At 58.5% G+C, this 18,473-nt stretch carries 16 protein-coding genes; 9 read left to right on the top strand and 7 right to left on the bottom strand.

Translation table 11 applies throughout. The features are described from left to right. Positions 1–112: 112 nt before the first annotated feature. Positions 113–1,375, top strand: coding sequence for a DUF2336 domain-containing protein (locus BN1012_RS00305; protein ID WP_043948047.1), 1,263 nt, complete (start codon positions 113–115; stop codon positions 1,373–1,375). Between the two features lie 33 nt (positions 1,376–1,408). Here BN1012_RS00305 and BN1012_RS00300 read toward each other — a convergent pair whose 3' ends face one another. From BN1012_RS00300 to rpmH, 6 genes are all read right to left on the bottom strand, one after another. Then, a complete protein-coding gene (locus tag BN1012_RS00300; protein WP_052534251.1) occupies positions 1,409–2,407 on the bottom strand; it encodes a DUF1036 domain-containing protein in 999 nt (332 codons plus the stop codon). A 4-nt stretch (positions 2,408–2,411) separates the two neighbouring features. Continuing rightward, entirely contained in the window at positions 2,412–3,305 is an 894-nt protein-coding gene (gene argB / locus BN1012_RS00295; protein WP_122381381.1) for an acetylglutamate kinase, read from the bottom strand. A 149-nt stretch (positions 3,306–3,454) separates the two neighbouring features. Next, positions 3,455–4,114 carry a ribosome biogenesis GTP-binding protein YihA/YsxC gene (gene yihA, locus BN1012_RS00290; RefSeq protein ID WP_043948045.1) on the bottom strand — a complete coding sequence of 220 codons (660 nt, stop codon included), beginning with the start codon at positions 4,112–4,114 and terminating at the stop codon, positions 3,455–3,457. Between the two features lie 20 nt (positions 4,115–4,134). Beyond that, positions 4,135–5,979, bottom strand: a complete 1,845-nt coding sequence (gene yidC, locus BN1012_RS00285) for a membrane protein insertase YidC (protein WP_043948044.1) — start codon at positions 5,977–5,979, stop codon at positions 4,135–4,137. Next, on the bottom strand, positions 5,960–6,379 hold the full coding sequence (gene rnpA / locus BN1012_RS00280) for a ribonuclease P protein component (protein ID WP_043948043.1): 420 nt from the start codon (positions 6,377–6,379) through the stop codon (positions 5,960–5,962). The genes yidC and rnpA overlap by 20 nt, the downstream gene beginning before the upstream one ends. Positions 6,380–6,427: 48 nt before the next feature. Beyond that, on the bottom strand, positions 6,428–6,562 hold the full coding sequence (gene rpmH / locus BN1012_RS00275; RefSeq protein WP_043948042.1) for a 50S ribosomal protein L34: 135 nt from the start codon (positions 6,560–6,562) through the stop codon (positions 6,428–6,430). Positions 6,563–6,886: 324 nt separating this feature from the next. On the opposite strand from rpmH, the gene BN1012_RS00270 reads away from it, so the two are divergent. From BN1012_RS00270 to glk, 8 genes are all read left to right on the top strand, one after another. Beyond that, complete coding sequence (locus BN1012_RS00270) at positions 6,887–7,792, top strand: DUF547 domain-containing protein (protein WP_052534248.1); 906 nt, start codon at positions 6,887–6,889, stop codon at positions 7,790–7,792. Between the two features lie 45 nt (positions 7,793–7,837). Further along, a complete protein-coding gene (locus BN1012_RS17465) occupies positions 7,838–8,641 on the top strand; it encodes a TVP38/TMEM64 family protein (protein ID WP_043948041.1) in 804 nt (267 codons plus the stop codon). A gap of 12 nt (positions 8,642–8,653) precedes the next feature. After that, positions 8,654–10,081, top strand: coding sequence for a dihydrolipoyl dehydrogenase family protein (locus BN1012_RS17460; protein ID WP_043948040.1), 1,428 nt, complete (start codon positions 8,654–8,656; stop codon positions 10,079–10,081). A gap of 47 nt (positions 10,082–10,128) precedes the next feature. Next, entirely contained in the window at positions 10,129–11,625 is a 1,497-nt protein-coding gene (locus tag BN1012_RS00255) for a sensor histidine kinase (RefSeq protein ID WP_081826122.1), read from the top strand. 17 nt (positions 11,626–11,642) lie between these two features. After that, positions 11,643–12,407 (top strand): methyltransferase domain-containing protein, encoded by a 765-nt coding sequence (locus BN1012_RS00250; protein ID WP_043948039.1) that lies wholly within the window; start codon positions 11,643–11,645, stop codon positions 12,405–12,407. A gap of 114 nt (positions 12,408–12,521) precedes the next feature. Then, the gene (locus BN1012_RS00245) at positions 12,522–14,315 is read left to right on the top strand and encodes a glycoside hydrolase family 15 protein (protein WP_043948038.1); all 1,794 of its coding nucleotides are present in this window, start codon (positions 12,522–12,524) and stop codon (positions 14,313–14,315) included. Beyond that, positions 14,312–15,745, top strand: coding sequence for an alpha,alpha-trehalose-phosphate synthase (UDP-forming) (gene otsA, locus BN1012_RS00240; RefSeq protein ID WP_043948037.1), 1,434 nt, complete (start codon positions 14,312–14,314; stop codon positions 15,743–15,745). The genes BN1012_RS00245 and otsA overlap by 4 nt, the downstream gene beginning before the upstream one ends. Beyond that, entirely contained in the window at positions 15,746–16,729 is a 984-nt protein-coding gene (glk, locus tag BN1012_RS00235; protein ID WP_043948036.1) for a glucokinase, read from the top strand. It begins immediately after the preceding gene. Here the strand turns inward: glk and ggt are convergent. After that, on the bottom strand, positions 16,726–18,456 hold the full coding sequence (gene ggt, locus BN1012_RS00230) for a gamma-glutamyltransferase (protein WP_052534245.1): 1,731 nt from the start codon (positions 18,454–18,456) through the stop codon (positions 16,726–16,728). The genes glk and ggt overlap by 4 nt on opposite strands. Positions 18,457–18,473 lie beyond the last annotated feature (17 nt).

Raw genomic sequence — 18,473 nt, 5'->3', positions numbered from 1 at the left:
CGCCCGACAAAAGGCGGTTAATTTCCCATTAGGTGCGTGCCTTTAGACTTTGGCCCATGAAACCTCGTCGAATTTGGGGGTTCAGAGTGCTTTTTGCGGCCTAGGACACGTGATGCTGAAATTCATTAAAAAGCTGGCAGGGCAGGATAAGGCCTCGCGCGAGGCGCTGGCCTATGAAGAAGCCCGTTCACTGCTTGAATCTCAAAACACGGATGCCCGCCGCACGCTTGCGTCGCGGACTGACCTTGAGCCGGAGATGCTCTACTACCTCGCCGGCGACGCTGACACGCCGACGCGGGCACTCGTGGCTGCCAACCCAGCGACACCTCATCAGGCCAATATCGCGCTGGCCGATGATGAAGACAGGTCAGTGCGCGAGGAACTGACAAGCAAGATTGCCCGCCTGCTGCCTGATCTGTCGCGGCGCGAAACGGATGCGTTGCGCGAGCAGACCATCGAGTTGATCGAGAAGCTGGCGCGTGACCAGGAGCCCCGTGTCCGGGAAATTCTGGCTGAGGAAATCAAGAATTCCACCTTTGCGCCGCAAAGCGTCGTTCAGGCGCTGGCGCGCGATACCGAAATATCTGTATGCGGACCAATTCTGCGATATTCACCGCTCCTCAGTGATGCTGATCTTATCGAACTGATTGCGACAACACAGGTGACGGGCGTCATTGAAGCCATTGCAGGGCGTGAAGCGCTGAGCGCGGATGTTTCCGACGAAGTTGTGGCCTCGCTGGATATTCCGGCTGTCGCAACTCTTCTGGCAAATACCAGCGCACAAATTCGTGCCAGCACGATGGAAGAGATCGTGAAGAATGCCGAAGAAGTCTCCCAGTGGCATGGGCCGATCTCCATGCGGCCGGACCTCTCCATACGTGCCGTGAGGCGCATCGCTCAATTTGTCGGACGAGACCTTCTCTACGGGATGGCAGACAGACTGGGCCTGGATGAAGACACGCGACGCCTTTTGTCCGGGCGACTCCATGATCGACTGGATGAAACGCCGGTGCCTGATACGGCAACCAGCGCCCTCAAGATCGTTCAAGATGCGCGCGAGCAGGGCCGCCTTGATGGCGGTTTCGTCTCAGAAGCCGCTGAAGCCGGGTACACGGATCAGGTGACTTATGCCCTCAGCATGCTGTCCGGCCTCAAGGCACCCGAAGTACAACGGATTTTGACGTCTCGAAATGGCAAGGCGATCACCGCTCTTGTATGGCGCGCGCGTCTGTCCATGCGGGTGTCCGTCCTTATTCAGACGCATGTGATGCACCTGAAGTCACCAGAATTGCTCCCCGCGCGCGGTGGCAGCGAGTTTCCACTGACCGAAGAAGAGATGGTTCGTCTGCTCGACTACTTTGGACTGGCCGCCTAGACGCCCTGACGCAGGGCCCCAAGCGCGGGTGCCCTATCGCAGGCGCATCGTGTGGGTTTCCTGACCCGACACATCTACTTCCTGAAACGGCACTTCATCATAGCCGCGCGCCGCACAATTGGTGCGGCCGCGAATGAAGAAGCGTGTTGGCTTGGTGCAGAATGACCTGTCACCGCCCCACACCATGGGCACATCGCTGCGCGTGGCCACGTCACCACCATCGGTCACGGCTTCCGCATAGGCATAGTAGATGGGCTCATCCAGCGCGCTTGTCATGGCTGGTGCACAGTTGCCGGCGGGCACGCGTATCCACCCTGACGACCGCCACTCGTCAGACTGGCGATACCCTATGGCTGCCCAGACCAGCAGCTGCGTGTCATTGCAGAAATGAAAACCCGAACGGCGCTGGCGTTGTTCGCCTGCAGCTTCAAGCGCTGCAAAGAGCTTGGCATTCACGGCACCGTCGTTCTTCAGGCCATTCGCCTTCTGGAATTCCTTGATGGCGCGTGTAGTACGACCACCCGAAAAACCATCAACGGAGCCCGGCTCATAGCCAAGCTCGCGCAGGAGACGCTGAGTGCCAGCGATGCGGGCGCGCTTGTTGTCGTAATTGCCGCTTTCAGAAAAGGTTGCCGTCCAGTCCTTGCGGCCATCCGTCGTGATGCGAGCGAACTCCACTTTCTGCAGTCCGCGATCTGTGCAGCCATTGGCACTGACGAAGCTGAAGTCGGTCGTGTCGATACACAGCATCCGATCACCGGACGTGAGCCGCCTGCTGGCGCCGTGGGCCGGGCGGGTGCGGGCAAAGGCATAGTACTCTCCCTCCCCCAGATCATCCGCCACCACAGTTTTGCATTCGCCGGGATTGAGCTTGAACCAGCCCTGCACAAGGTACCCTTCATCGACCTCATGGGCCGAGGCGGCATCAAGTAGATAGCTTGAGCGATTGCAGAACTCGAGCGCTGCATTGGCAGGCGCGGACATCAGCAATACCGCGACTACGGCGCTGCCCGCGGCAATCATGAGCTTCATCGCATTAGCCAATGAGAGAGCCCGCCCCGTGCTCGGTAAAGAGTTCGAGCAGCACCGCGTGGGGCACCCGACCATCCAGAATAACAGCGGCCTCGGTGCCGGCAGCGCGCGCTTCAAGGCAGGTTTCGATTTTTGGAATCATGCCGCCGGAGATCGTCCCGTCGGCAATCAATCCTTTTGCATCGTCGGGCGTGATGTTGGTCAGCAGATCCCCGTCCTTGTTCAGAACGCCGCGCACATCGGTCAGCATCAAGAGACGTTTGGCATCCAGCGCACCGGCAATGGCGCCGGCTGCTGTGTCTGCATTGATGTTGTAGGTATGACCGTCCTTGGACACACCAATGGGCGCGATGACAGGAATGAGATCGGACCCGATCAAGACTTTGAGGACATCCGGGTTGATCTCTTCGGGCTCGCCGACAAATCCAAGATCCAACACGCGCTCAATATTGCTGTCGCTGTCCTGAACTGTCTTTTGCATTTTCTTGGCAACGATCAGGCTGCCGTCCTTGCCTGACAAACCCACCGCCTTGCCGCCGGCCTGGTTGATGGCGGTAACGACTTCGCCATTGATCTTGCCGGACAGCACCATTTCCACGACTTCAACTGTCGCTTCGTCGGTAACGCGCAGGCCTTCCTGAAACTCACTTTCGATTGCCAAGCGCTTGAGCATGGACCCGATCTGCGGGCCGCCCCCGTGCACGATGATGACATTGATGCCGACCTGCTTGAGCAGGACGATATCGCGCGCGAACTGGGCCGCCAGCTTGTCGTCGCCCATGGCATGGCCGCCATATTTCACGACCACGACCTTGTCTTCATAGCGCTGCATATAGGGCAACGCCTCAGAGAGGATGTGGGCCTTCTCCAGCCATGCTTCAGCTGTCTTGTCTGTCATCGCGCGGATGTCCGCCATGTCTTGTCTATTTGGAGTCTGATCTGTTTGATCTTGTTATCGAGCCACAGGCGCAGCTCATTGCTGACATGATCTATACCCAAAAGGTCCGTCTGCGGCCAGAACGTGTCGTTGTATGAGATTAATCCGGGTCAGTAATCGCGCAGGAAGGCGACTTCGGCTCGCACATCTTCAAGACCGAGCCCGGTCTTGGACGCTGTGACGAGGACCTGAGGGTGGGCCGCCACATGACGCCGCATGGCCGCCTCGGTGCTGGCAATAACTTTAACCAGCTCGTCTTTCTTGGGTTTGTCGGCCTTGGTCAGCACCACCTGATAGGAGACGGCTGCTGTGTCCATCAGATCGAAAATCTCTTCGTCATTGGCTTTGACGCCATGGCGACTGTCCACAAGCACGAATACGCGGCGCAGGGCGGCGCGGCCGGCCAGATATTTGGTGATGAGATTTGTCCAGGTGCGGACCTTGGATTTGCTCTCACGCGCATAGCCGTAGCCTGGCAGATCCACCAGATAGACGCCGTCAGGGTCACCCGCCGGGAGACCGAAAAAGTTGATCTCCTGCGTGCGGCCCGGTGTGTTGGATGTGCGGGCCAGATTGTTGTGCCGCGTCAGGGCATTGATGAGGCTGGACTTGCCCACATTGGAGCGACCGGCAAACGCAAATTCCGGGCGGCCACCCGGCGGCAGCCCTTCCACGTTCACCACGCCTTTGAGAAACTCGGTCGGCCGCGAGAAGAGCAATCGTCCGGCTTCTACGAGCGCGGCGCGTTCCTGCTCATCCTGATCTGACATGTCATGACCTGCTTTGGACGCTAGGACGCATCATTGTCGGATTTGAACCGCTTAGTGAGCCACTGGAAATCCTGACCCCACTCCGGCGATACACCCTGACGCCGCATGATGACCCACTGCTGGAGGATCGAAAAGGCATTGTTGAACGTCCAGTAGATCACAAGACCGGCAGGGAATGTCGCCAGCACGAATGTGAAGATGATCGGCATCCAGCGAAAGATCTGCTGCTGGATTTCGTCCGTCGGCGCCGGGTTCATCTTCATCTGAAGATACATCGTGATCCCCATCAGGATCGGCCAGACACCGATCAGGAGGAACGACGGTGGATCGAATGGAATAAGCCCAAACAGATTGAAGATCGATGTAGGGTCCTGCGCGGACAGGTCATTGATCCAGCCAAAGAACGGCGCGTGGCGCATTTCGATGGTGACGAACAACACTTTGTACAACGCAAAGAAAACGGGAATCTGGATCAGGATCGGCAGACACCCGGCGAGCGGATTTACCTTCTCACGCTTGTACAGCTCCATCAGTTCCTGTTGCTGGCGCTGCTTGTCGTCTGCAAAGCGCTCGCGCAGCTTCATCATCTCTGGCTGAACTTTCTTCATCTTGCTCATGGCCACGTAGGACGTGTTGGCGAGCGGGAAGAAGGCGAGTTTGATGAGGACGGTGATGATGATGATGGCCACACCGAAGTTGCCGACCATGCCCTGGATATAGAGCAGTGCCAGGAACAATGGCTTGGTGAAGAAGTAGAACCAACCCCAGTCGATGGCGAGTTCGAAGCTCTCAATGCCAAGCTGGCCTTCATAGCCGTCAATGATGTTGACGACCTTGGCGCCGGCAAACAGCCGGTCGGTCGTTGATGTGGAGCCCCCCGCAGGGACCACAACCGGATCGCGCAGGTAGTCTGCCTGATAGACGTCCTGACCGCGCACGGGCGTGTCGGAGAATGACATGCGGCTTTCTGTCGACTGATCCGGAATGAGAGCCGTCATCCAGTATTTGTCTGTGATGCCAAGCCAGCCGCCTGCCGTGCGGGCACGGATGGAGCCTGTTTCCTGAAGATCATCATAATCGAGTTCCTGCAGGCCGTCCGTATCCGGAAAATATCCGATCAGACCTTCATGCAGAATCCAGATGCCTTCGATCTCAGGTGTGCCTGTGCGCGCCACAAGGCCATACGGATACAGCGTCACGGCGGCAGCAGTCGCATTATCCACGCTTTGCTCGATCGTGAACATGTAGTCTTCGTCGAGCGAGATGGTTTTGCGGAAGGTGAGACCCGCACCATTGTCGTAGCTCAGCGTGATCGGCGTTGTGGGCGTCAGCATGCCCGGTGTGTCCTGGGTCCAGACGGTGTCGGCGCCTGGGAGACTCACATTGGCTGAGGCAGGAGCCGTCCAGCCGAACTCTGCGTAGTACGGGTTCTCTGAACCGCGCGGCGAAAGCAGGATGATTTCAGGGCTCGTTGGATCCACCGTCTGACGGTAATTCTTGAGCTGCAGATCATCGATGCGGGCGCCGGTGAGAGAGATGGACCCGTCAACGCTCGGGCTGTCGAGCGTCACGCGTGGTGACTGCTCCAACGCAATGGCGCGCGGCAGAACAGCACTTGCTGCTACAGGAAGACCGGCACCTCCAAGTTGCTCATCAACCTGTGGTTTGCCTGTGGTGTCGGGCACGGGTGCCAGACCCGATCCATCTGCCGGGGCCGGGGTGCCTGCTGCATCGGCCGCTAGGGTCTGCTCGGTGTCTGTCGACGCGACCGGTTCAGGTGGCGTGACGAAGAAGTACTGCCAGCCCACAAGGACGGCGACACACAAAACGGCGGCGAGGATAAAGTTACGATTTTCGTCGGTCATCGTCGGGGTGCGTCTCACTCACGGCAGAACCAGGGATGGAAGGATCGCTAGGCGACAGGTGGGCGCGGCCATGCACTTTTGCCAGTGCCCTTTCCAGGTCGCCCAACAACAGTGCGAATGGACGGCTTAGCGTGCCAGCGCGCCCGATAACTACATAATCGCGGCCCGGAAGGCCATAGCGGGGGAGCATTGCTTCGGCTGCTGCGCGCAGGCGGCGCTTGGCGCGGTTGCGAACAACTGCATTTCCAACCTTCTTGGTGACGGTAAAGCCAACCCTGAAGGGGGAATCGCCATCTTTTTCCTGATGCGGGCGCATCTGCAGCACAAGACCAGGCATTGCCGCACGTTTGCCACGTGCGGCTTGCAAAAAATCCGCCCGCTTTTTCAGGCGTTCGATCATGCTGGTGTCCGTATTTGGCGGGATTCCGCCAATCAGGGCCGCCTGTTTCTAGGCAGACAGGCTCTTGCGGCCTTTGGCGCGACGGCGCTGAAGCACCTTGCGGCCATTTTTGGTGGCAAGACGTGCGCGGAAGCCGTGACGGCGCTTACGCACGAGGCGGCTTGGCTGAAATGTCCGTTTCACGGCACAAACTCCGGGTCTGGCCCCGGAAAACCGGGGAAAACATGCAAATATCTGGTCAGCGTCTGGCAGGTGATGCGCGGTTCCGGTTGGCAAAAGCCTAAGGTCTCGCGCAAGCTAAAGCCTGCGACGCCAGAGCCGCGGGTTGTAAGCAAGCCGGGTTTGCTTGTCAATTGGCGGTTTGCTGCAGCCCCCGCCCTTCATCAACACGCCTGCTCACACCCAAAAACACCCGTTCACAAGCCCGGGAGCCGGTCTTTCACCCTGGGCCCCAATAGGCCACTTAGGGCCCAACGAGATGACCCAACCGACCTGCGGGAACGTACCATGATCCATATGCCAAGCGCCCAGACCTCAAATGACCTCCCAGCGCCGCGCGGATTTCTGTCCGCCGCCCTGCTGAGCGCGGCTGTTGTGCTGGGCTTTTCCCTTGTGACACCCATCCAACCGGCACAGGCTGCTGACCTTGCGGAGATTTTTGAAGAGCATGACCCGATGAGCACCAAGACAGTCGACCATAGCCAATGGGCAAGCCTTCTGACCTCCTACGTCTCCCTCGGCAGTGATGGAATTACGCGGGTGGATTACGCAGCCCTTGGCGAGAATGCCGCCGATGTCGAGAAACTTGGTGCCTATATCGATCTGCTTCAGGAAACCAAGGTCTCCGGCCTGAATAAGGATGAGCAGTTCGCTTTTTGGGCCAACCTTTACAACGCCGTCACCGTTGAAGTGATCCTCGAGCACTATCCGGTGCGGTCCATCCGCGACATTTCAATTTCACCGGGGCTGTTTTCAACCGGCCCGTGGGGCAAAAAACTTGTGACCGTGGAAGACGAGGAACTGTCGCTCGACAACATTGAGCACGACATCATGCGCGAAAACTGGGACGAGCCACGGGTGCACTATGCCGTCAACTGCGCTTCCTATGGCTGCCCCAATCTGGCGCTTGAGCCGTTTACCGGCAAAAAGCTTGAAGCACAGCTGGAAAAGGCCGCCAAGGACTACGTCAACCATCCGCGCGGCGTCAGCTTTGATGGCAACAAGCTCACAATCTCAAAAATCTACGACTGGTACGGCAAGGACTTTGGCGCGACCAAAGCAGCGCAACTCAAGAGCATTGCCAAACATGCCGACCCGGACCTCGCTGACAAACTGAACGCACATTCGGGCCGTGTGTCTTACGACTACGACTGGTCACTCAACGATACGGCCAATGGGCCGGACGGTAGCTAAACCACACCTTTTCAGACTTTCATGCACTCGCGGGGGACATGCGCGATGACTGACGACAACAAGACCGAAGACACCAAAAGTGATGAGCAGGGGTTCAGCCTCAAAAGGTCACTTCCTCTCATCATCCTGGCGGGCCTCATTGGGGCGGCCTTTTATTTTGATCTGCATACATATCTTTCGTTGCAGACGGTGGCTGAAAACCGGGAAGCCCTGACCGGGTTTGTTGAATCCAATATCGTTGTCGCGATCGCAGCGTTCATTGCGATCTATGTGGTGGTTGTCGCGCTGTCGCTTCCAGGCGGCGCCTTGATGACCATCACAAGCGGGTTCCTGTTTGGACCGTTGCTTGGTGGCCTTGTGGCCGTGGTAGGCGCAACCATCGGCGCGACGATCATCTTCCTTATTGCAAAGACGTCCTTTGGTGAGCCGCTTGCCGCGCGCGCGGGCCCCTGGCTTGAGAAATTGCGTGACGGCTTCCAGAAGGATGCGTTGTCCTATCTGCTGTTCCTGCGCTTGGTCCCTGCGTTCCCTTTCTGGCTGGTCAATCTTGCGCCAGCGGTTCTTGGCGTGGGCCTCACGACATATGCCATTGGTACATTTCTGGGCATCATCCCTGGTACGTTTGCATTTGCTTTTGTTGGCGCCGGGCTCGATTCCATTATTGAAGCGCAGCAAGCATCGTTTGATGCCTGCGTTGCTGAGAAGGGCGCTGACGGCGGATGCACGTTCGCGCTTGATCCGGGCTCTTTGCTTACACCGGAAATTCTCATCGCCTTTGCAGCGCTCGGTGTGGTCGCGCTCATTCCTGTTGTCATTCGTCGTATTCGCGACCGCAAGTCGGCTGCCTAAAGGAACACAATCATGAAAAAGATCTCTACAGATATCTGCGTCATTGGTGGTGGCTCCGGCGGCCTTTCAGTTGCAGCGGGCGCTGTCCAGATGGGCGCCAAAGTCGTGCTGCTTGAAGCAGGAGAGATGGGCGGAGATTGCCTGAACTATGGGTGTGTCCCCTCCAAGGCTCTGCTCGCCGCCGGCAAGCACGCCCACATGTTTGGACATTCAGAAGAGTTCGGTATTGCAGCTGCCGTGCCGCAGGTCGATTTCAAGAAGGTCAATGCGCACGTCAAGGATGTGATCGCGACGATTGCACCGATTGACAGCCAGGAACGATTTGAAGGACTTGGCGTCACGGTCATTCGCGAGTTCGGTCGCTTCAAGGATGCGCGGACCGTTATTGCCGGTGACACCGAGATCACCGCAAAGCGCATTGTCATTGCCACAGGCTCAAGCCCGTTCGAGCCGCCGATCCCGGGCCTGGAAGATGTGTCGTTTTTCACCAACGAAAACATCTTCGACAATGATGTTCTGCCCGAACATCTGATCGTCATCGGTGGTGGCCCCATCGGCATGGAGATGAGCCAGGCACATCGGCGGCTTGGAGCCAAGGTCACGACGCTTGAAGGCGGCAAGGCGCTTGGCAAGGACGATCCGGAACTGACGGCAATCGTCAAGAAGCGCCTGGTCGAAGAAGGCATTGATTTGCGCGAGGATGCGATGGTTCAGCGCATTGAAAAGACGGACGCAGGCGTGCGTGTGGTGTTTGAAAAAGACGGCACCGAACAAAGCGTTGAAGGGTCACACCTGCTTCTCGCGGTTGGCCGCAAACCAAACGTCGACAAGCTGGATCTTGAGAAAGCCGGCATTGAGTACACCAATCGCGGCATCAAGACCGATGATCGCCTGCGCACGACCAACAAGAAGGTGTTTGCCATTGGCGATGTGGCAGGCGGCCTGCAATTCACCCATGTGGCTGGCTATCACGCGGGCATCGTCATTCGGAATGCTCTGTTCAAGATGCCTGCCAAGGCAGATCACTCAGCTGTGCCCTGGGTCACATATACGGACCCGGAAATGGCGCATGTGGGCCTAACCGAACAGCAGGCCCGGGATGTCCATGGCGACAGCATGAAAGTGCTGCGCTGGGAGTTCCACGAGAATGACCGGGCACAGGCGGAGCGCCGCACTGAAGGAGTCATCAAGGTGATGGTCGACAAGAAGGGTGTTGTTCTGGGGGCGTCGATTGCCGGCGCAGGCGCAGGTGACCTGCTTGCGCCGTGGATTCTGGCTGTGGGCCAGAAGCAGAAAATCGGCACCATGGCCCAGTTCATTGCGCCCTACCCGACCATGACCGAAGTTTCCAAACGGGCGGCGGGCTCCTTCTATACCGAGACCCTCTATAGTTCGCGGGTCCGGTTTGTGGTGAAATCGCTGATGCGAATTTTTGGGTAGAAACGCACACGGCCCGCGCACCAGCCGGGCCTGCCAGCGGACGGGACATGGGCCAGGAAGAGCATACAGATCACGAGACCAAGCCTGAGCACCGCTCAAGCCTGCAATCGCTGTTGCCCGCACGCCTGGCCCGCAGCCTGTCCGCTCAGCTTCTGGTCCTGACCGTCGCCTTCGTAATGCTGGCTGAGGTCTTCATCTATGTGCCGTCGATCGCGAACTATCGCGAAACATGGCTGATGGATCGGATCAATGCTGCGCAGCTGGCCACGCTTGCTGTTGTGGCAGCCGCAGAGCGTGGCGTGATGCCCGACCTTGAGGCGGAATTGCTCAAGAACGCTGAAGTCAAAGCTGTGGCACTGAAGCGGGACAACCGGCGCGAGCTGCTGTTGGCAAGTCCCATGCAGGACATGGTCGCGGCGCGCTATGACCTGCGTAATGCAAGCATATTGGAGCTGTGCTACGACGCCTTTGAAGTTCTGGTTTTTGGCGGCGGACGCACCGTCGCTGTGGCCGGCGAGCCTCGGTTCGGCGGCGGTGAATTCATCGAAATCGTTATCGATGATACGCCGTTGCGCCAGGACATGATCGCGTTTTCTGGCAACATCCTTTTGCTGTCGATTGCGATCTCCATCTTTACCGCAGCGCTGGTTTTTCTAGCTCTCAACCGCGCCCTTGTTCAGCCGATGATGCGCATCACGGCAAACATGGTCCGGTTCCGTCAGTACCCGGAAGATATTTCGCGCGTCATGCTGCCCTCTGACCGGCGCGATGAAATTGGAACTGCCGAACGTGAACTGGCCGCCATGCAGGGTGAGCTGCGCCAGGCGCTGCGACAGAAAACCCGACTAGCAGCGCTTGGAACAGCGGTCAGCAAGATCAATCATGATTTGCGGAATATTCTTGCAAGCGCTCAGTTGATTTCAGATCGGCTGTCGGGCGTCGATGATCCGCAAGTGCAAAAGCTCGCCCCGCGACTCTTCACATCCATTGACCGTGCCATCGCGCTTGCGACTGACACCATGAAGTTCGGCAAGGCGGAAGAAGCACCCACCCGCAAACAATACGTGCCGCTTGCTGACCTTGCGACGGAAGTTGTTGAAGCTGTTCTACCTGTGGACGAGACACAAATTTGTGCCGACATTCGCATTGATGAGGAAGAACAGATCTATGCCGACGCGGATCAGCTGTTTCGCATTCTCCTCAATCTGACGCGCAACGCCGTTCAGGCTATGGAAGACGCTGGCGGCACCGGCACACTTACCGTGGCCTGCGAAATGACCGAGGGAGGCGGTCGCCTCGTGGTCGCGGACACAGGGCCCGGCCTTCCCGAAGATGCGCGCGACCATCTGTTTGAGCCTTTTATCGGCAGCGCCCGCAAAGGGGGCACAGGCCTTGGCATGGCCATCGCAGCGGATTTGGTGCGCGCCCATGGCGGCCGCATTGAGCTGTACGAAACACGGCCCGGCCGCACGGTCTTTCACATCTACCTGCCAGGCCCGGATGGCAGCATTGCACCGGCGACGGCTAGTGCTGCAGCCCAGTAGGGTGCTACATCCAGCCCATGAGCTGGGATCCTTCGATTTATCTGAAGTTCGATGACAAGCGCACCCGACCGGCAGCAGAACTGCTTGGTCGAATCCAGACTGACAATCCAGGAGAAGTGGTCGATCTAGGGTGCGGACCGGGCAACTCCACTGCCCTTTTGGCGGCACGCTGGCCACACGCCAAGATCACGGGCGTCGACAGCTCTCAGGAGATGCTCGACAAAGCCGCGTCAACAGATTTACCTGCTACGTGGACCCTCGCGGACATTGCGACATGGCGCGCTGCCGTTCCAGCCGATGTCCTGTTCACAAATGCGGCGCTGCAATGGCTCGGCAGCCATCAATCGCTGTTTCCATCCCTGATGGGCGAGGTTGCTCCCGGTGGCATATTGGCGATCCAGATGCCGCGCAATTTCGATGCGCCCAGCCACACGCTGTTGCGCGAGGCCGTGGAAGAAACCAACAACTCCGTTCTGATTTCTTTGCTGCGCGAAAACCCTGTTGCTGATCCGGACGTCTACCATCGGCTTCTGACACCCCATGCGTCGTCGATAGACATCTGGGAAACCACGTACCTTCAGGTTCTGTCGGGAGATGATGCTGTGCTGGCCTGGACAAGCGGCACAGCACTTGTTCCCTTCACATCCGCGCTAGCGGGCACTGAACGTGACCGTTTTGTGAACAGTTACCGACACAAGCTGGCAGCGGCTTATCCTCAGGAGGCGGATGGCTCAACGCTGTTTTCCTTCAAGCGCATCTTTATTGTGGCCCAAAAGCACTAGAGAGCGTCCCGTCGCCCATCTGCATGGCAAAACCCGATTATGGTGCATTGCAACCAAAGCCGACCGATGCCACCCTTTGATCAAACGTGTGTGTAAATTGGTTCCAAGGGTTCTATGTCCACTCTTGATCTTGGTGTCATTGGCAATAGCAGCTATGGCGCGCTTATTAATCCTCAGGGCCGCATCGTGTGGTCCTGCCTGCCGCGTTTCGACGGGGACCCGGTTTTTTGTGATCTTCTGAATGGCGGCGATAACGCTGTTGACGGGGGCGACTTTGGTTTCTGGGATATAGATCTCGCTGACTTTGACCGCAGTGAACAGAACTACGAACCCAATACGGCCATCCTTAAAACACGTCTTTATGACAAACAGGGCAACGCGGTTGAGCTGACGGACTTTGCACCGCGCTACCTCAACCATGGGCGCATGTTCCGGCCTGTCACCATCATGCGGCGGATTTCCCCGCTTACCGGCACACCGCGGATCACCATACGATTGCGCCCCAGGTTCAACTGGGGTGCGCGGGTCCCGGACCTCAGCCGAGGCACAAACCACGCACGGTTTTTTCACACCGGCCAGACCCTGCGGCTCAATACCAATGCACCGTTGGCCTATGTGCTGGACGAGGTGCCCTTCCTGCTGGAAGAGCCCGTCGACATGATGCTGGGCCCGGATGAGCCACTGGCGGGCAATCTGCGCGAAACTGCAAACACGTTTGAGGAACGCACAGCCGACTACTGGCGGACCTGGGTGCGTCGGCTGGCGCTGCCGCTTGAGTGGCAGGATGCGGTTATTCGCGCCGCCATTACGCTCAAGCTGTGCACCTATGAAGAAACCGGCGCCATCATTGCCGCCATGACGACATCTGTTCCAGAAGCTGCAAACACCCAGCGCAACTGGGACTACCGCTACTGCTGGCTGCGGGATGCGTTCTTTGTGGTGCGGGCCCTCAACTCCCTGTCAGAAGTAGAGACCATGGAGCACTACCTGCGCTATCTGCATAACATTGTGGGTGAAGCCAACGACCACCTGCAGCCGGTCTGGGGTATCAGCAGAGAAGCCGCACTGGTGGAGAACGAGATCACCAGCCTTTCCGGCTATCGCGGCATGGGGCCTGTGCGTGTCGGCAACCAGGCCTACGAGCATTTTCAGCATGATGTGTATGGCAATGTTGTGCTCGCAGCGTCTCAATCGTTCCTCGATCAACGCCTGTTCAAACCCGGCACAGAAGAGAATTTCAGCCGCCTGGAACATATGGGCGAGCTGGCGTTCAAGACATACAATCAGCCGGATGCAGGCATGTGGGAGCTGCGCACACGCGCACGCGTGCACACATCCTCCAGCCTCATGTGCTGGGCAGCCTGTGACCGGTTGGCAAAAATCGCGCGGCATATGGACCTCACAGACCGCGCGACGTACTGGCAGGACCGCGCCGACATCATTCATTCCACCATCACGTCAGAAGCGTGGAATGAAGACATGGAATCTTTTGCTGAGAGCTTCGGCGGCAAGGGTGTGGAAGCTGGCTTGCTACTGATGGCGGAAGTCGGTTTCCTCAAGCCAGACGACGAACGCTTTCAAAAGACGCTTGATGCCGTTGAGCGCACCCTGAAGCGTGGCAAGCATATGTACAGATATGCGGAAGCCGACGATTTCGGGGAACCGGAGACCGCCTTCAACATTTGTACCTTCTGGTACATTGATGCCTTGGCCCGTGTTGGCCGGGAAGATGAAGCGCGGGAGATTTTTGAAGAGATGCTGAATGCGCGAAACCCGCTGGGACTGTTGTCGGAGGACACCGACGTCAAGACAGGCGAATTGTGGGGCAATTACCCGCAGACCTATTCACTGGTCGGCATCATAAATGCGGCGATGCGCCTGTCGCGTCCCTGGGAGGACGAAGTATGAGCCGGCTCGTTGTTGTGTCTAACCGTGTCGGGCCGATTGGCGACGCAAAGCGTGCGGGGGGTCTGGCCATCGCGCTGGTAGAGGCGCTCAAGACATCCGGCGGTATCTGGTTTGGCTGGACTGGTGAAACCACCGAGGAACCGGACAGCCGGCTCAAGCTGGAATCCGCCGGGCCGCTGACCTTGGCGACGGTTGATCTCTCGAAGGCAGATCACGAGGACTACTACAACGGGTTTGCCAACCGGTCCCTATGGCCGCTTTTTCACTTTCGCACCGGGCTTGTACAATATGACCGTCAGAACTTTGCGGGCTATGAGCGGGTCAATGCGAGCTTTGCCAAATCGCTCCTGCCCCTTATCCAGCCGGACGATCTGATCTGGGTACATGACTATCACTTCCTGCTGTTCGCCGAAGAACTCCGCAAGCTGGGCTGCACACGGCCTATCGGACACTTCCTGCACATTCCCTTTCCGCCGCGCGAGTTACTGACGACGCTGCCGCACCATGAGCAGCTGGTACAAGCCCTGTTCGCGTTCGACATTCTGGGCTTCCAGACCGAGCATGATCGCGACCGCTTCTTTGACTATGTGCGCATGGAGGCCGGGGGCAGCATTCTGGGTGACAAGGCACGCTGCTTTGGACGCACAGTGACCGCGCGCCACTTCCCCATCGGGATCGACGCGGACAATTTCGTGGAATTTGCCGAGTCCGAAGAAGGCCAGAAACAGTTCACGTCCATGCGCGACATGCTGCGCGGCCGTAAGCAGGTCATTGGCGTTGACCGCCTGGACTACACCAAGGGCCTGCCGGAACGCTTCAATGCCTTTGAGCGGATGCTTGAAGACCATCCAGACAAGCGGGGTCAGACGAGCCTGCTGCAGGTGGCCCCTCCGTCCCGGTCAGACGTGACCGAGTACCAGGATTTGCGGCTCGAGCTTGAGGGTATGGCCGGGCACATCAACGGGCGGTTTGCCGAGTTCAACTGGACACCGATCCGCTATCTCAACAGATCATTTGCTCGCCAGGCATTGGCAGGCCTTTGCCGTGCAAGCCATGTTGGGTTGGTGACGCCGCTGCGCGATGGGATGAACCTTGTCGCCAAGGAATATGTGGCGGCGCAGGACCCGGAAGACCCCGGCGTGCTGGTGCTGTCGCGCTTTGCGGGTGCCGCCAAGCAGATGCGCGATGCTGTTATCATCAATCCCTATGATGTGCAGGGCATGTCTGATGCATTGGCGCGGGCGCTTGATATGCCCCTTGAAGAGCGCAAGCAGCGCCATCAGGCACTTTTGAAAAATGTGTCTGACGAAGACATTGGTCATTGGCGCACGACCTATATGGATGCGTTGACCAGCGTTGAGGATTCCGGCGTGACAGGTGGCAGCATTCATGCTGACAGATCGGGGACCTCCAACGGATCAGCCGCCTGAATGTCTGCGCGCACCACCAAGCCCGTACTTGTTGCAGATATCGGCGGAACAAATGCGCGCTTTGCGCTGGCGCAGCCGGGCGAGACCAAACCTGATGCGCCAACGGTCCTGATGACCGCGCTCTATCCGACACTGGAAGATGCGCTCAAGACCTTTCTTGATCAGTCCGGTAACCAGGACATTGGTGGCGTCGCCATTTGCGCTGCCGGGCCGGTTCAGGCCTCGGGTCGTGATGCCTTTATTGAGATGACCAACTGCCCCTGGGTAGTCAGCGCAGAGGCTATTGCGTCCGCCACCGGTGTCGATGCCCCCATTCTGGTCAATGACTTTACGGCTGTGGCTGTCTCACTTCCGCATCTTGGCGACGACGATGTGGTTCAGATAGGAGGCAGCAAACCACAGGAAGGCGCACCGATTGGAGTACTTGGCCCGGGAACGGGGCTGGGCGTTTCCGGACTCGTGCCGCACTCAAATGGCGAGTTCACGGCCATCTCCGGCGAGGGTGGACATGTCTCCCTTGCGCCTGGCAATGAGCGGGAAATCTCGCTTCTGTTTCAGCTGATGCAGACCTATGGGCATGTATCCGCAGAACGTGTGCTGTGCGGACCTGGCATGGAAACGCTGTATGCGGCTCTTGGTGCCCTTGATGGCTCGCCGGAAACCGGCAAGCCCACCGCGGCTGACATTGCCCGCATGGCACAGGATGGGGCATCACCTCTTGCACAGGACACCGTCGAGGTCTTCACGGGCCTGCTTGGCTCGGCTGCCGGTGACCTCGCACTCACACTGGGTGCGCAAGGCGGCGTCTATCTGGCGGGTGGCATTCTTCCGCGCTGGGGCGACTTGCTGAACCAGCGGCTGCTGCGCCACCGGTTTGAAGCGAAAGGTAGGTTCAAGAGCTATCTCGCGGAGATTCCCCTTTACCTGATCACAGCGCCGGACGTGGCTTTGATCGGCCTCACGTCATTGGCGCGGCGCAGCTAGTCCAGCACAACACCTTCGCGACGAGGGTCCGCGCCGCCTTCAAGGTCGTCCCCAACCATACGCAGGCCGTGCAGTCCGCTGGTAATCTCCTTTACTTCAACCGTATGGCCGCGCGCCCGCAGGCCATCAGCCAGGGTGCTGATAAATGTGTTCTCCTCAAGCTCGAGCGTTGTGTTGCGATGAACATGGCGCGGCATGTCGATTGCGTCCTGCACGCTCATATCCCAGTCGAGAATGCCAATCAGGCTTTGCGCCACAAAGGCGATGATGCGGCTGCCGCCCGGTGAGCCAATGGCGGCGTAAAAGTCACCGTTCTCATCAAGCACGATCATCGGCGACATGGAGGAGCGCGGGCGTTTTCCAGCTTCAGGCCGATTGGCAATGGGCTTGCCGTCCCGCGCTGGACGGAAGGAGAAATCCGTAAGCTGATTATTGAGCAGGAACCCGCCTGCCATCATGTGGCTGCCGAAGGGTGCCTCGATCGAGGTGGTCATTGAGACGACATGCCCCCAATCATCACGCACGACGAAATGGGATGTTGAATGCGCTGGTTTGGGGTCGGCCGGCACATAGGCAGCTGATGACCCCGCCGGGCGGCCAGCAGGGAGCGGGTCCTTGGACGATGTCTGGTCAGGGTGTATCTGGCGGCTGCGCAGACGCAGATAGGACCTATCCAGCATGCCCTCCAAGGGGACGTCTACAAAATCAGGATCTGCGAGATAGAGGTTTCTGTCCGCGTAGGCCAGACGGCTTGCTTCTGAGATAAGATGGATCGCATCAGCTGACTGGGGTTCTGCGTTTTGCATGTAGAAGCTTTCCAGCAATCCCAAAATCTGCAGAACCGTCGTGCCGCCGGATGTCGGCGGAGGTGCGCCGCATACCGTGTAGGTGCGGTATGGCGCGCATACCGGCTCACGCTTGATCGGTTTGTAGGCAGCAAGGTCCGCCGCTGTCATGCCACCAGGATTGACCGGCGCGGTGTTGACCGCAGCCAGAATTTCCCTGGCTATCTCGCCTTCATAAAAAGCGCGAGGCCCCTGCTCTGCCAGTGTACGGAGTGTTTTGGCATAGGCCGGATTTGCCAGAACCATACCCACATCCAGCGGCACTGGATTTCCGTCTTCGTCTTTTTCGCCGGGCTTGAAGAAGTACTCACTCACCACCGGCATGCGCGGCAAAGCGGGCGACCAGTTGATGAGCTTGTTGAGCCGTGGCGTCACTTCAAAGCCACCCTCAGCCAGGCGAATGGCAGGTTCGAACAGATCGGCCCATGGCAACCGTCCCTGCTCCTCATGGGCGTCCGCCAACATGGCGACGACGCCGGGGACGCCGACCGCGTGACCACCCACCACCGCTTCAAAGAAACTCATGGGTGTGCCGTCAGGCTTGAGGAAATGCCGCGGTGTCACTGAGGCCGGTGCAGTTTCGCGTCCGTCCCATGTCTCGACCTGGCGCTTATCCTCATTCCAATAGACCAGGAATGCTCCACCGCCGATGCCGCTTGATTGTGGCTCCACCAATGTGAGCACCAGTTGCACAGCAACCGCAGCATCAACAGCGGACCCGCCACGCTCCAGCATTTCAAGCCCGGCGGCGCTTGCCAGCGGATGAGCTGCACTGACCATGTGCTTTTGTTGCGGAGTGAGGACCGCACTCATCAAATAGCCCACGGCGGCGAAGCCGAGCAGGGATGCCATCAGGGTGAAGAATAGTTTCGCGCGCGCCATTGAACGGCCTTTTGTCG

Source organism: Candidatus Phaeomarinobacter ectocarpi (assembly GCF_000689395.1).
In the GTDB taxonomy this organism is placed as follows: Bacteria; Pseudomonadota; Alphaproteobacteria; order CGMCC-115125; family CGMCC-115125; genus Pyruvatibacter; species Pyruvatibacter ectocarpi.
The sequence above is the reverse complement of the archived record's forward strand: the minus strand, read 5'-3'. Positions and strand labels throughout refer to the sequence as shown.